The 13,917-nt window shown below is 70.0% G+C and carries 14 protein-coding genes and 1 pseudogene; 14 read left to right on the top strand and 1 reads right to left on the bottom strand.

The window, feature by feature from the left end; all coding sequences use genetic code 11:
* The first annotated feature begins 380 nt into the window (after positions 1–380).
* Together ffh and ftsH are read left to right on the top strand one after the other, a co-directional pair.
* Positions 381–1,934: a signal recognition particle protein gene (gene ffh, locus AB0H82_RS19405; protein WP_362994261.1), complete on the top strand. Its 1,554-nt coding sequence runs from the start codon at positions 381–383 to the stop codon at positions 1,932–1,934.
* 145 nt (positions 1,935–2,079) lie between these two features.
* Positions 2,080–4,014: an ATP-dependent zinc metalloprotease FtsH gene (ftsH, locus tag AB0H82_RS19400; RefSeq protein WP_362994259.1), complete on the top strand. Its 1,935-nt coding sequence runs from the start codon at positions 2,080–2,082 to the stop codon at positions 4,012–4,014.
* Between the two features lie 67 nt (positions 4,015–4,081).
* Here the strand turns inward: ftsH and AB0H82_RS19395 are convergent, their stop codons facing one another.
* Complete coding sequence (locus AB0H82_RS19395; RefSeq protein ID WP_362994257.1) at positions 4,082–4,942, bottom strand: SAM-dependent methyltransferase; 861 nt, start codon at positions 4,940–4,942, stop codon at positions 4,082–4,084.
* Positions 4,943–5,159: 217 nt separating this feature from the next.
* Here AB0H82_RS19395 and AB0H82_RS19390 point away from each other — a divergent pair.
* The 12 genes and pseudogenes from AB0H82_RS19390 to AB0H82_RS19335 all read left to right on the top strand — a co-directional run bounded on the left by AB0H82_RS19390 (position 5,160) and on the right by AB0H82_RS19335 (position 13,913).
* Positions 5,160–6,148 (top strand): annotated as a pseudogene (locus AB0H82_RS19390) (His/Gly/Thr/Pro-type tRNA ligase C-terminal domain-containing protein).
* A gap of 260 nt (positions 6,149–6,408) precedes the next feature.
* Positions 6,409–7,005, top strand: coding sequence for a hypothetical protein (locus AB0H82_RS19385; protein ID WP_362994255.1), 597 nt, complete (start codon positions 6,409–6,411; stop codon positions 7,003–7,005).
* A gap of 190 nt (positions 7,006–7,195) precedes the next feature.
* Positions 7,196–7,633 carry a 30S ribosomal protein S16 gene (rpsP, locus tag AB0H82_RS19380; RefSeq protein WP_362994253.1) on the top strand — a complete coding sequence of 146 codons (438 nt, stop codon included), beginning with the start codon at positions 7,196–7,198 and terminating at the stop codon, positions 7,631–7,633.
* A 2-nt stretch (positions 7,634–7,635) separates the two neighbouring features.
* Entirely contained in the window at positions 7,636–7,875 is a 240-nt protein-coding gene (locus AB0H82_RS19375; protein WP_014176063.1) for an RNA-binding protein, read from the top strand.
* A gap of 92 nt (positions 7,876–7,967) precedes the next feature.
* Complete coding sequence (gene rimM / locus AB0H82_RS19370; RefSeq protein ID WP_362994251.1) at positions 7,968–8,567, top strand: ribosome maturation factor RimM; 600 nt, start codon at positions 7,968–7,970, stop codon at positions 8,565–8,567.
* Positions 8,567–9,388, top strand: a complete 822-nt coding sequence (gene trmD, locus AB0H82_RS19365; RefSeq protein WP_362994249.1) for a tRNA (guanosine(37)-N1)-methyltransferase TrmD — start codon at positions 8,567–8,569, stop codon at positions 9,386–9,388. Before rimM ends, trmD begins: the two co-directional genes overlap by 1 nt.
* Before the next feature lie 131 nt (positions 9,389–9,519).
* Positions 9,520–9,870: a 50S ribosomal protein L19 gene (gene rplS, locus AB0H82_RS19360; protein WP_055569038.1), complete on the top strand. Its 351-nt coding sequence runs from the start codon at positions 9,520–9,522 to the stop codon at positions 9,868–9,870.
* Positions 9,871–9,915: 45 nt separating this feature from the next.
* Complete coding sequence (gene lepB / locus AB0H82_RS19355; protein WP_362994247.1) at positions 9,916–10,638, top strand: signal peptidase I; 723 nt, start codon at positions 9,916–9,918, stop codon at positions 10,636–10,638.
* Positions 10,631–11,716, top strand: a complete 1,086-nt coding sequence (gene lepB / locus AB0H82_RS19350) for a signal peptidase I (RefSeq protein ID WP_362994245.1) — start codon at positions 10,631–10,633, stop codon at positions 11,714–11,716. The genes lepB (AB0H82_RS19355) and lepB (AB0H82_RS19350) overlap by 8 nt, the downstream gene beginning before the upstream one ends.
* The gene (lepB, locus tag AB0H82_RS19345) at positions 11,601–12,578 is read left to right on the top strand and encodes a signal peptidase I (protein ID WP_362994243.1); all 978 of its coding nucleotides are present in this window, start codon (positions 11,601–11,603) and stop codon (positions 12,576–12,578) included. The genes lepB (AB0H82_RS19350) and lepB (AB0H82_RS19345) overlap by 116 nt, the downstream gene beginning before the upstream one ends.
* An 80-nt stretch (positions 12,579–12,658) precedes the next feature.
* The gene (gene lepB, locus AB0H82_RS19340; protein ID WP_362994241.1) at positions 12,659–13,411 is read left to right on the top strand and encodes a signal peptidase I; all 753 of its coding nucleotides are present in this window, start codon (positions 12,659–12,661) and stop codon (positions 13,409–13,411) included.
* Positions 13,401–13,913 carry an NUDIX hydrolase gene (locus tag AB0H82_RS19335; RefSeq protein WP_362994239.1) on the top strand — a complete coding sequence of 171 codons (513 nt, stop codon included), beginning with the start codon at positions 13,401–13,403 and terminating at the stop codon, positions 13,911–13,913. Before lepB (AB0H82_RS19340) ends, AB0H82_RS19335 begins: the two co-directional genes overlap by 11 nt.
* Positions 13,914–13,917 lie beyond the last annotated feature (4 nt).

Here is a 13,917-nt window from a genome sequence, read left to right as displayed (position 1 = left end):
CGTTGTGCAGGTCGCAGGCCGCCCCCCCCACCCACTGGCCCCTGCCCCCGCAGGACGTCGCAGGCCGCCCCCCCCCGCCCGCCCGCCCCTACCCCCGCAGGACGTCGCGGGGCAAACGGGTGGGTGGGTGGGAGGCATCCGCCGCGGAGCGGCGGGATAGTTGTCCCTGCCCCGGCGGGACGGCGCAGGGCAGCCCCACCCGCCCGGGGCGGAAGAGCCTGTGCCGGGCGGGAGGGCGGAGGCGGTCGGGACGGCGCGGACGGGGGAGCCGACGGTGCGCGACGGGGAAGTCGCGACCGGCGCCCCAGGTACCCGCCCTCGCCAGATACTCTGGAAGGCGACCTGTCCCCCTTCCCCCGACCCGAGGATTCGCGACCGCCGTGTTCGATACTCTCTCCGACCGCCTCGCAGCGACATTCAAGAACCTCCGGGGCAAGGGCCGCCTGTCCGAGGCGGACATCGACGCCACGGCCCGCGAGATCCGCATCGCCTTGCTTGAGGCGGACGTGGCCCTGCCCGTCGTCCGCGCGTTCATCAAGCAGGTCAAGGAGCGCGCGGCCGGTGCCGAGGTCTCCCAGGCCCTCAACCCCGCCCAGCAGGTCATCAAGATCGTCAATGAGGAGCTCATTGGCATTCTGGGTGGCGAGACGCGACGACTGCGCTTCGCGAAGACCGCGCCGACCGTCATCATGCTCGCGGGTCTGCAGGGTGCCGGTAAGACGACCCTCGCGGGAAAGCTCGGTCTCTGGCTGAAGAGCCAGGGCCACTCGCCGCTCCTGGTGGCGTGTGACCTGCAGCGTCCCAACGCCGTCAAGCAGCTGAGCGTGGTCGCCGAGCGCGCGGGCGTCGGTGTCTACGCCCCCCAGCCGGGCAACGGCGTCGGTGACCCCGTGCAGGTCGCCAAGGACTCCGTCGAGTTCGCGAGGACCAAGCAGTACGACGTCGTCATCGTCGACACCGCCGGCCGCCTGGGCATCGACCAGGAGCTCATGCAGCAGGCCGCCGACATCCGGGACGCGGTCAGCCCGGACGAGGTCCTCTTCGTCGTCGACGCCATGATCGGCCAGGACGCCGTCAACACGGCGGAGGCCTTCCGCGACGGCGTCGGCTTCGACGGCGTCGTGCTGTCGAAGCTCGACGGTGACGCCCGTGGCGGTGCCGCCCTGTCGATCGCACAGGTCACCGGGCGCCAGATCATGTTCGCGTCGAACGGCGAGAAGCTGGACGACTTCGACGCGTTCCACCCGGACCGCATGGCGTCGCGCATCCTCGGCATGGGCGACATGCTCACGCTCATCGAGAAGGCCGAGCAGACCTTCTCGCAGCAAGAGGCCGAGAAGATGGCCTCGAAGCTGGCCTCCAAGAAGGGCCAGGACTTCACGCTCGACGACTTCTTGGCCCAGATGGAGCAGGTCAGGAAGATGGGCAGCATCAGCAAGCTGCTCGGGATGATGCCCGGCATGGGGCAGATCAAGGACCAGATCAACAATCTGGACGAGCGGGACGTCGACCGCACCGCCGCCATCATCAAGTCGATGACGCCCATGGAGCGTCAGGAGCCGACGATCATCAACGGCTCGCGGCGTGCCCGTATCGCCAAGGGCTCCGGCGTCGACGTCAGCGCCGTGAAGAACCTCGTCGAGCGGTTCTTCGAGGCGCGCAAGATGATGTCCCGCATGGCCCAGGGCGGCGGCATGCCGGGTATGCCCGGGCTGCCGGGCATGGGTGGCGGCCCCGGCAAGCAGAAGAAGAAGCAGAAGCAGGCCAAGGGCAAGCGGCGCTCCGGCAACCCGATGAAGCGCAAGCAGGAGGAGCAGGAGGAGGCCGCCCGCCGCGAGGCCGCCGCCCAGGCCGGCGGAGCCCTCGGCCTTCCGGGCGGCAAGGCCCCGCAGGACTTCGAGCTGCCGGACGAGTTCAAGAAGTTCATGGGCTGACCTCGTCCCGCCGAGCGGGCTGTCACATCGCGGGCCGCTTCGATCTCGTACGCGCTGAAGGGCGTCCCTCCATAGAGGGGCGCCCTCGTCGTTTCCCGGCGTCAGCGCGAGTGCCGCGGGGCGATTTCTGACGTAACGTCCGCATATGAGCAACCCTGTGCCGCCGCGCCAGGCGCCCGACCCGCCCTGGCGCTCCGAGGGCGCGCCCCCGCCCGCCCCCACGCCGCCGCCGAGGAAGAAGATGCCCGGCGGCTGGGGCGGCCTGATCGTGACGGCACTGATCGTCTTCGTCATCGCCAACCTCGTGCTGTCCTTCTTCAGCGACGGCGACGAGCCGACGATCTCGTACACGGAGTTCAGCAAACAGGTCGACTCCGGCAACGTCACGAAGATCTACTCCAAGGGCGACGCGATCCAGGGCCAGCTCAAGAAGGAGCAGCCCAAGCCCGGCAAGGACAAGGGGAACTACACCAAGTTCACGACGCAGCGCCCCGCCTTCGCCGACGACAAGCTCTGGGACGACCTGACCAAGCACGACGTCACCGTCACCGCCGAGCCCGTCGTGCAGGAGCGCAGCTTCCTCTCGAACCTGCTCATCTCACTCGCCCCGATGCTGCTCCTCGTCGTTCTGTGGATCTTCATCGCCCGGCGCATGAGCGCCGGGATGGGCGGTGGGGGCGGCATGCTCGGGCGCAAGACGCCGCCCAAGCCGGTCGAGCTTGAGCCGGGAGCGAAGCGGACCACGTTCGAGGACGTGGCGGGGATCGACGAGGTCGAGGGCGAGCTCAACGACGTCGTCGACTTCCTCAAGAACCCGGACGCCTACCGGGCGATGGGCGCCAAGATGCCGCGCGGTGTGCTCCTCGCGGGGCCGCCCGGCACCGGCAAGACACTGCTCGCGCGCGCCGTCGCGGGCGAGGCGGGCGTGCCCTTCTTCTCGGCCTCCGCATCGGGGTTCATCGAGATGATCGTGGGCGTCGGCGCCTCACGCGTACGGGAACTCTTCGCCGAGGCCCGCAAGGTCGCCCCGTCGATCATCTTCATCGACGAGATCGACACCATCGGACGCGCGCGCGGCGGCGGCAGCGGGATGGGCGGGCACGACGAACGCGAACAGACGCTGAACCAGATCCTCACCGAGATGGATGGTTTCTCGGGTGCGGAGGGGGTGATCGTGCTCGCCGCCACCAACCGCGCCGACATCCTCGACCCCGCCCTCACCCGGCCGGGCCGGTTCGACCGGGTCGTCAACGTCTCGCCGCCCGACCGGGGAGGACGCGAGGCCATCCTCAAGATCCACACGAGGCCCATCCCGCTCGCCGACGACGTCGACCTGGCCCAGGTCGCCCGTACGACACCGGGCATGACCGGCGCCGAACTCGCCAACCTCGCCAACGAAGCCGCCCTCATCGCCGTCAAGCGCAAGCAGACGACGGTCACGCAGTCCGACCTCTCCGAAGCCATGGAGAAGGTGCAGCTCGGCGCCGAACGGCCCCTGGTCATGCCGGAGGACGAGCGCAGGCGCACGGCCTACCACGAGAGCGGACACGCCCTGCTCGGCATGCTCCAGCCCGGCGCCGACCCGGTCCGCAAGATCACGATCGTGCCGCGCGGGCGCGCGCTGGGCGTGACGCTCTCGACCCCGGACTCCGACAAATACGCCTACACCGAGGAGTACCTCCGGGGCAGGATCATCGGCGCCCTGGGAGGCATGGCCGCCGAACACGTCGTCTACGAAGTCATCACCACCGGCGCCGAGAACGACCTGGAGCAGGTCACCAACATCGCGCGCGGCATGGTCGGCCGGTGGGGCATGAGCGCCCGGGTCGGCCGCCTCTCCGCCCTGCCCAACGACGCCCAGCAGGCCTACGGGCTCGCGGCGGCACCGCAGACCCTCGACGCGATCGACGGCGAGATGCGGCGGATCGTCGACGAGTGCTACGAGAGCGCCTGCCGGCAACTGCGCGAGCACCGGGACCAGCTGGACGCGCTCGCCGCGGCCCTGCTGGAGAACGAGACGCTGGAGGAGGCCGAGGCGTACCGGATCGCAGGCATCACACGGATGGCCAAGGAAGGCTGACGTACCGCGCTTCTACGGAACCGTGCTTCTACGGAACCGTGCTTCTACGGAGAGGGCCGAGACCTCCCTACGGAGTAAGAGCGATCAGATACCGGAAGACGTTCGGCATCCACACCGTCCCGTCCCCGCGCCGATGCTGATGCAATGCTTCCGTCAGCTCCTTGTCCACCTGCACCTGGTCCGTCGCCCGCGCCGCCGCGTCGAACAGCCCCGTCGAGAGCAGCCCGCGTGCCGCGCTCTCCACGTCCGCGTACCCGAAGGGGCACGCGACCCGGCCCGACCCGTCCGGCTTGAGCCCCGCCCGGTGGGCGACCTCTTCCAGGTCGTCCCGGAGCGCGGGACGCCAACTGCCCGTGGACCGCAGCGGGTCGGTGAGCTTCGTCGCCACCCGCAGCACGGAGGAGGTCGCACAGCGCTCCGGAGGGCCCCAGCCGACGAGCACCACAGGAGTACCGCGCCCGGCGAGCGGAGCCGCCGCCTCCAGGAGACCGGAAAGCCCTTCGGAGTCACCCGCCGTGCAGCCGATCGGCTGAAAGGCGGTGACGAGGTTGTACGCCGGCAGGCCGGGGTCCGCCGCGTCCGCGGGGCCGCCCTCGATGAGGCGTGTGCCGGTACGCGCGCGTGCCTCTCCCCTGCCGTCCCGCAGGAGGCGTTCTCGCGCGAGAGCGAGCCGCTCGGGCTGCGACGGATCGACGCCCGTGACCGCGGCCCCCCGGGAGGCCGCCATCAGCAGAGCGAGTCCGGAACCGCAACCGAGTCCCAGGAGCCGGGTGGCGCCACCCACTTCGAGCCGTTCGTACACCGCTTCGTAGAGCGGAACCAGCATCCGTTCCTGGATCTCCGCCCAGTCACGCGCGCGTGCACACCGGTCCACGCGGGGCGTGGCGCCCGCGGGGGAGCGGTGCGACTGCACGAGTGTTGGTGTCATCGAATGCGCCCCAATCAGCCGAGAGTTAGTGCCGTGCCGTAATCCAACGGTTCGCCCGCCCCCGTGCAGTGCGCTCGCACTCCCCCCGTATGCCAGAGAACTCCGCATCCGTCGTGGAGTCCAGAGGTTGTGGGCCAATGCTTGTGTTCCACCGTCGTGCGCCCCCTGGACGATAAGAACGCGCACTCTCCGGAGGCCCGCCCCCACCATGCGCGCCATGGCCAAGACACCTGTGCTCACGCCCCAGGCGGACGACTTTCCGCGCTGGTACCAGGACCTGATCGACTCATCCCGCAGTCGTACCTGACCAGGGAGGCGGAGCACGTCGAGGGCTTCGCTCCGGAGCTCGCCGTCGTCACGCACGGGGGCGGCAAGGAGCTGGAGGAGCCGGCCGTCGTCCGCCCTTCGCAGGCACCATCAACACCCTCACCCTCGAAGGCATGATGGGCGACGGCAAAGCCCTCCAGCTCGGCACCAGCCACGAACTCGGACAGAACTTCGCCAAGGCCTTCCACACCAGGTACCTGTCCAAGGACGGCAACCAGGAGCTGGTCTGGCAGACCTCCTGGGGCAGCACGACACGGCTGATCGGCGCCCTGGTGATGATGCACGGCGACGATAGCGGTCTGCGCGTGCCGCCCCGCCTCGCCCCCGTCCAGGCCGTCGTCCTCGCCGTCAAGGGCGACGACGCCGTACTGGCCGAGGTCCGCGAGATCGGCGAGACCTTGAAGGCGGCGGGCGTACGCGTCCAGGTCGACGACCGCACGGACATCCCCTTCGGGAGGCGCGCCGTGGACTGGGAGCTCAAGGGTGTGCCGGTGCGCGTCGAGGTCGGCCCGCGCGACCTGGAGAACGGCACCGCGATGCTGGCCCGCCGCCTCAGGGGAGGCAAGGAGCCGGTCGCGATCGCCGCACTCGCCGCCCTGCTGCCCACCGTCCTCGAAGAGGACCAGGCGCTGCTCCTGAGCCAGGCCCGCGACCGCCGCGAGTCCCGCACCTCGGACGTCCGCACGGTCGACGAGGCCGTGGAAGCCACCGCCGCGGGGCGGCTGGGCGCGCCTCCCGTGGGCCGTGCTCGGCGAAGAAGGCGAGGCCAGGCTGGCCGAGCACGCCGTGTCCGTACGGTGTCTGGTCGCCGAGGACGGGGCGGTGCCGGACGCCGACGAGACCCCCGGTAACGTCGCTCTTGTGGCCCGCGCCTACTGAGGAGCGCGGCTCCGGTACCGGCCCCACGGTTCCCGGCTCGCACGCGGCCCCGTGCAACACGAGCCCCGGCGCGAGGAGCTGTTCTACGCGCTGGGGCGTACGCGCCACTACGTACCGGCTTGGTGCGAGCTGTGAGGCTTCTCCGCAGATCAGCGCACCCGCCCTCGTCCGGACGCATCAAGGGCAACTGACGGGTACGTGCAAATTATTTGGGATGCCCCGGAATGGAACCCCCGGGGCACCCGGCTCGTTGTCACGACGTGAGCACGACACCACCTGTTCTCGCCGCAGAGCTGGCACAGGCGTGGGCCGACATTCAGCGGCACCACCCCGAGCTGCCCGACCTTGCCGCGCCCGAATCCCTGATCGGAGAGTCGTCGTCCGCCTGCGGCGCCGAGCTCTCCTTCGAGCGACTGCTTCACGAGGCAGTCCATGGCATCGCCGCCTCGCGCGGCGTACGCGACACTTCACGCGCCGGCCGCTATCACAACCGCAGATTCCTCGCGATCGCCGAGGAGCTGGGCCTGGACCACCCCGAGGAGCCACATCCCAGCAGCGGCTTCTCGCTGGTCACGCTCAACCCCGAGGCCAAGAAGCGCTACCGCCCGACGATCGACCGTCTGCACCGCGCCCTGAAGGCACACAGCGCGGCGACGACGGCGGACACCGCACGCAGTTTCCGGGGACCGGCCGCCCGGCACGGCTCCTCCGGAGGAGGCGTGCGCGTGAAGGCCGTCTGCGACTGCGGGCGCAACGTCCGCGTAGTTCCCTCCGTGCTCGCTCAGGCGCCCATCATGTGCGGCGGCTGCGGAAAGCCCTTCCGGATCCCGGAAGTGGTCGGAGTGGGCGTGGGCTGAGCCGATGCGGGGCGCCCGCACCGGGTTCGGGCGCCCCGGCGGCGTATGGCACAATGGCTAGCTGTACTCGACAGTCGCATAGGACCCCTCTCTCCTCCGGCTGACGCGTCCATCGGGCACTCGAGTACCGCAACCCCACGCGGCATCACCGTTGTGCCCACCCACGTCAAGACCAGGAGACACCACTCCCGTGGCAGTCAAGATCAAGCTGAAGCGTCTGGGCAAGATCCGTTCGCCTCACTACCGCATCGTCGTCGCCGACTCCCGTACCCGCCGTGACGGCCGGGCCATCGAGGAGATCGGCCTGTACCACCCGGTGCAGAACCCGTCGCGCATCGAGGTCGACTCGGAGCGCGCCCAGTACTGGCTGTCCGTCGGCGCCCAGCCGACCGAGCCGGTCATGGCCATCCTGAAGCTCACCGGTGACTGGCAGAAGCACAAGGGTCTGCCCGCCCCGGCGCCGCTGAAGGTCGCCGAGCCCAAGGACAAGCGCGCTGCGTTCGAGGCCTTCACCAAGGGCCTTGAGGGCGACGACGCCAAGGGTGAGGCCATCACCCAGAAGGCCAAGAAGTCTGACAAGAAGGCGGACGAGGCTGACGCTGCGTCCACCGAGTCGACCGAGGCCTGAGCATGCTCGAGGAGGCTCTCGAGCACCTCGTGAAGGGCATCGTCGACAACCCCGACGACGTGCAGGTGGCCTCGCGCAACCTGCGCCGTGGACGCGTTCTCGAGGTCCGGGTCCACCCCGATGACCTCGGCAAGGTGATCGGCCGCAACGGCCGCACCGCACGCGCTCTGCGCACGGTCGTGGGCGCCATCGGCGGCCGCGGTGTCCGCGTCGACCTCGTCGACGTGGACCAGGTTCGCTGAACCGGGTTCTCAGAACCACAGCAGCACCGGCTCGGGCCGGGGAGGGCTTCAGGGCCTTCCCCGGCCCGTAGTCGTGAACGAGGAGAAAAGCAGTGCAGTTGGTAGTCGCCCGCATCGGCCGTGCGCACGGCATCAAGGGTGAGGTCACCGTCGAGGTCCGCACCGACGAGCCGGAGCTGCGGCTCGGCCCCGGCGCCGTACTCGCCACGGACCCCGCCTCCACCGGCCCGCTGACCATCGAGACCGGCCGGGTGCACAGCGGCCGCCTCCTGCTGCGCTTCGAGGGCGTGCGCGACCGCACGGGCGCCGAGGCCCTGCGCAACACCCTCCTGATCGCCGAGGTGGACCCCGAAGAGCTCCCCGAGGAAGAGGACGAGTTCTACGACCACCAGCTCATGGACCTCGACGTCGTCCTTGAGGACGGTACGGAGGTCGGTCGCATCACCGAGATCTCGCACCTGCCCTCGCAGGACCTGTTCATCGTGGAGCGGCCCGACGGCAGCGAGGTGATGATCCCCTTCGTCGAGGAGATCGTCGTCGAGATCGACCTGGAGGAGCAGCGGGCGATCATCGACCCGCCCCCCGGCCTCATCGACGACCGCGCCGAGATCGCCTCCGCGCGGGACGCGGAGGACGCGACGGACGCTGAGGACGCCGCGGAGGACAGGGCTGCTTCGGAGGGCACGGCGTAATGCGGCTCGACGTCGTCACGATCTTTCCCGAGTACCTGGAACCGCTCAACGTCTCCCTCGTGGGCAAGGCACGCGCGCGTGGGCAGCTCGACGTCCAGGTGCACGACCTGAGGGAGTGGACGTACGACCGGCACAACACGGTCGACGACACCCCCTACGGCGGCGGCCCCGGCATGGTCATGAAGACCGAGCCCTGGGGCGCGGCCCTCGACGACGTGCTCGCGGACGGGTACGAGGCAGGGGCCCACGGGCCCGTCCTCGTCGTCCCCACGCCCAGCGGCCGCCCCTTCACGCAGGAACTCGCCGTGGAGCTCTCCGAGCGCCCCTGGCTGGTCTTCACGCCCGCGCGCTACGAAGGCATCGACCGCCGCGTCACGGACGAGTACGCGACCCGCATGCCCGTCTACGAGGTCTCCATCGGTGACTACGTCCTCGCCGGCGGGGAAGCCGCCGTCCTGGTCGTCACCGAGGCGGTGGCCCGGCTCCTGCCCGGCGTCCTGGGCAACGCCGAGTCCCACCAGGACGACTCCTTCGCCCCCGGAGCCATGGCCAACCTCCTGGAGGGCCCGGTGTACACCAAGCCTCCCCAGTGGCGCGGGCACGGCATCCCCGATGTCCTGCTCAGCGGCCACCACGGCAAGATCGCGCGCTGGCGGCGGGACGAGGCGCTCCGGCGCACCACCCGCAACAGGCCCGATCTCATCGAGCGCTGCGACCCCGGGGTCTTCGACAAGAAGGACCGCGAGATGCTCTCGATCCTGGGGTGGCGGCCGGGGCCCGACGGCCGATTTGGGCGAGACCCCGAGGCCGTGGAAGAATAGGCCGCTGCTGTACGTCCAGCGTGCGCCCCTGCCACAGGGGGAATGACGCCCGCCCGACGCGATCAGCTACCGAATCCTCATCACCACGTTCCGCTGATGACCTGTGGCATCAGTGAAGAAAGCAGACGATCATGGCTAACCTGCTCGACTCCGTCGACAGCGCGTCGCTGCGCAGCGACATCCCGGCCTTCCGCCCGGGTGACACCGTCAACGTCCACGTCCGCGTCATCGAGGGCAACCGCTCCCGTGTGCAGCAGTTCAAGGGCGTAGTCATCCGTCGCCAGGGTGCCGGCGTGCGCGAGACCTTCACGGTCCGCAAGGTCTCCTTCTCCGTGGGCGTCGAGCGCACCTTCCCGGTGCACACCCCGATCGTCGAGAAGATCGAGCTCGTCACCCGCGGTGACGTGCGTCGCGCGAAGCTGTACTACCTCCGTGACCTGCGCGGCAAGGCCGCGAAGATCAAGGAGAAGCGCGAGAGCTGAGCTCCCGCGCGGGTCCGCGGCGGGGCCGGATAGCATCTGGCCCCGATGGACACCGAAGCACAGCACACGGAGCGCGACCGCTCCTCCACACCCTCCGATTCCGGAGACGTCCCGCACGTCGCCGAAGCATCCGAGGAGACGGAGGAACGGTCGCGCTCCGTTTTTGCGTCGTTCGTCGAGTGGCTGCCGGGCGGCCGGCTCACGCTGACGTTCCTGGTGTGCGTGGGGGCCCTCTTCCTGGTCAGCGCCTTCGTCCTGCAGCCCTTCCAGATCCCGAGCGGCTCCATGCAGCCCGCGTTCCGCTCCGGGGACCGGGTGCTCGTCAACAAGTTGGCGTACCGTTTCGGTTCCGAGCCGCAGCGGGGTGACGCGGTCGTCTTTGACGGCAGCGGTTACTTCGGAGATGCCGACTACATCAAGCGGGTCGTGGGCACCGGGGGAGACCGGGTGGTCTGCTGCGACAAGCGGGGGAGGATCAAGGTGAACGGCGAGCCCGTCGACGAGCCGTACCTGTACCCCGGGGACGCGGCCTCCAAGGTGCCCTTCGACGTCGTCGTCCCGGAGGACAGCCTCTTCCTCCTCGGCGACCACCGCAGTGACTCCCGTGACTCCCGCGACCACCTGGGGCAGCCCGGCGGCGGCATGATCCCCGTCGACGCGGTCATCGGCAGGGCCGACTGGATCGCCTGGCCGATCGGCCGCTGGACCTCCCTGAAGCGCCCCGACAGCTACGCGCGCGTGCCCGCACCGGGCGGCGCGCATGGGTAGCCGCGGGCGGACCCGCGCCGCCGGACACCACGCCGACACCAGGCTCCCCACCGGATCCCGGCCGACCGAAGGGCCCGTACTGCCGGGCCGGGCGGAGCGCCGCAAGCTCGCGAAGAAGGTCAAGCGGCGCAGACGACGTTCGGCCATCAAGGAGATACCCCTCCTCATAGGCGTGGCGCTGCTGATAGCCCTCGTCCTGAAGACGTTCCTGGTGCAGGCCTTCGTGATCCCGTCGGGCTCCATGGAACAGACGATCCGGGTCGGCGACCGGGTCCTGGTCGACAAGCTCACCCCCTGGTTCGGCTCGAAGCCGGAGCGCGGCGAGGTCGTCGTCTTCAAGGACCCCGGCACCTGGCTGGAAGAGGAACAAGGCAAGAAGAAGGACGACCCGGTGGTCGTCAAGCAGGTCAAGGAAGGGCTGACCCAGATCGGCCTGCTCCCCTCCGACAGCGAGCGGGACCTGATCAAGCGGGTCGTCGGCGTCGGCGGTGACACCGTGAAGTGCTGTGACAAGAACGACAAGGTGACGGTCAACGGAGTGCCGTTGGACGAGCCGTACATCCACCCCGGGGACAAGCCGTCGGCCTTCGAGTTCGAGGTGAAGGTCCCCGAAGGACGCCTCTTCATGATGGGCGACCACCGGAGCGACTCCGCCGACTCCCGCTTCCACCGCTCCGAGAAGTTCAGCGGCACCATCTCCGAGGACGAGGTGGTCGGACGCGCCGTCGTCATCGGCTGGCCCTTCGGCCACTGGCGCAAACTGGAGAAGCCGGAGACATATGCGTCGGTTCCCGACGCGCGTGCGGGATCGGACAGGGCCACAGGAGCGTCGCATAGGGTGGCCCCCGGCGATCGATACGGATTGATCCGGCTCCCGACCCCTGCGGAACTCCCGCTCGTTATGGGAGTGGTGGGCCTGCATCGCATCTGGGGCAGGCGGCGGCACGGACTGAGGAGTGGATGTGGGGGATTTGGCGGTCGGCGCACGATCCGGACACGAGGGGCCCGAAGAGCGGCCGGGACGATCCGACGAGCCGGGCGTCGATGCCGTCGTGGACGGTGCGACCCCCGGGAGTGACGCCGGCGACGGCGGCAGTGACGGCGGTGAAGGGGCGACGAGCGGACGGGACGCCAAGCAGCCGAAGAAGCCCCGCTCCTTCTGGAAGGAGCTCCCGCTCCTCATCGGCATCGCGTTGGTCCTGGCGCTCCTGATCAAGACCTTCCTGGTCCAGGCGTTCTCGATCCCCTCGGACTCGATGCAGAACACGCTGCAGCAGGGGGACCGCGTCCTCGTCGACAAGCTGACGCCGTGGTTCGGCTCCGAGCCCGAGCGCGGCGAGGTCGTCGTCTTCAGGGACCCCGGCCACTGGCTGGACGGCGAGCCCACCCCCGACCCGAACGCGATCCAGCGGGTCCTCGGCTGGGTCGGCCTCATGCCCTCCGCCGACGAGAAGGACCTCATCAAGCGCGTCATCGCGGTCGGCGGCGACACCGTGGAGTGCAAGGGCACAGGACCGGTGAAGGTCAACGGCAAGGCGCTGAACGAGCCGTACGTCTTCGCGGGCAACACCCCGTGCAGCGTCGACGACCAGGGCGGCCAGTTCAAGAAGACCGTGCCCAAGGGCAAAATCTGGGTCATGGGCGACCACCGGCAGAACTCGCTGGACTCCCGCTACCACCAGAACCAGCCCGGCGGCGGCGCCGTCCCCGTGGACAACGTCGTGGGCCGCGCCATCGTCATCGCCTGGCCGCCCACCCGCTGGGCGACGCTGCCCAAGCCCGACACCTTCGACCAGCCGGGCATCAACGCGCTCGCCGGCGCGGCGCCGGGCGCCCTCGGACTGGCGGGTGCCGTGCCGCTCGTGCTGTGGCGCCGACGCCGGCTCACGGTGGCCGCCGCCCGGGCCGCGAGGGTTTCTGGCGGCAGTACCGCCGGGTAGGGTGCCGTCCCAGATCGCTGATCTTCCGCCGTCCGTACGTACGGACGGCGGGGTCGTCTCCAAGACGGGGGAGCACTGGGATGAGCAGGACGCAACGTACGGACGAGGGCCGCGGACGGCTCGGCAGCACGCTGTCGAGCATCGCCGTGGCCCTCGGCTGTGTGCTCTTCCTCGGCGGGTTCGTCTGGGGCGCCGTCCTGTACCAGCCGTACACCGTCCCCACCGGTTCGATGGCGCCGACGATCGGCTCGGGCGACCGCGTGCTCGCGCAGCGCATCGACGGCGACGAGGTGCGCCGCGGCGACGTCGTCGTCTTCAAGCAGAAGACCTGGGGCGACCTGCCGATGGTGAAGCGTGTCGTCGGCATAGGCGGCGACCGGATCGCTTGCTGCGAGAAAGGCAAACTGACCGTCAACGGCAAGGAGATCGCAGAACCGTATCTCCCCGAGGACAAGTTCGCCGCCTCCGGCATCCCCGCCACGACGGTCCCCAAGGGTCGCCTGTTCCTGCTCGGCGACGAGCGCAGCGGCTCCCTGGACTCCACCGTGCACCTGGACGACGGGCAGAACGGATCGGTGCCGCGCGACGCCGTGCAGGGGCGGGTCGACGCGGTGGCCTGGCCGATGGACAGGTTCGGCATGCTGGCACGGCCCGAGGGCTTCGCGGAGCTGCCGGGCGGCGTCTCGGACCCCGGACCGCTGCGCATGCTGGTGATCGCCGTCGTGGCGGGCATGGTCCTCGTCCTGGGCGGCGGGGCGTACGGTCCGTTGGCCAAGCGCCTGGGCCGCCGGCGCGGTGGCAGCGGTGCGCGGGAGACCGCGAGTGTCGGCTGAGACGGCGTCCTTCTCGGGGCGGCCGCTGCGCCGGGTGGCCCGGGTGGTCCTGCTCGATCCGGACGATCGCATCCTGCTGCTGCACGGCCATGAGCCGGGAGATCCGGCGGACGACTGGTGGTTCACGCCGGGCGGCGGGGTCGAGGGCGACGAGACACGGGAGCAGGCGGCGCTGCGTGAGCTGCGCGAGGAGACCGGCATCACAGCTGTCGAGCTCGGCCCGGTGCTGTGGCGGCGCCTGTGCTCCTTCCCGTTCGCCGGACGGCGCTGGGACCAGGACGAGTGGTACTACCTGGCGCGTACGTCGCAGACCGCGACTGTCGCCGAGGGCCTCACGGAGCTGGAAAGGCGCAGTGTCGCGGGAGCACGTTGGTGGACGTGCCGTGAACTGACCGAGGCGCATGAGACGGTGTACCCGACCAGACTCGCCGGGCTCTTTCGCAGGCTGCTCGACGAGGGGCCCCCGGCCAGGCCCCAGATCCTCGACACGGAAATCGTGTAGGGGC

Origin of the sequence: Streptomyces sp. NPDC050732 (assembly GCF_040654255.1) — a bacterium.
GTDB lineage: Bacteria > Actinomycetota > Actinomycetes > Streptomycetales > Streptomycetaceae > Streptomyces.
This window is presented reverse-complemented; position numbering and strand designations above follow the sequence as displayed.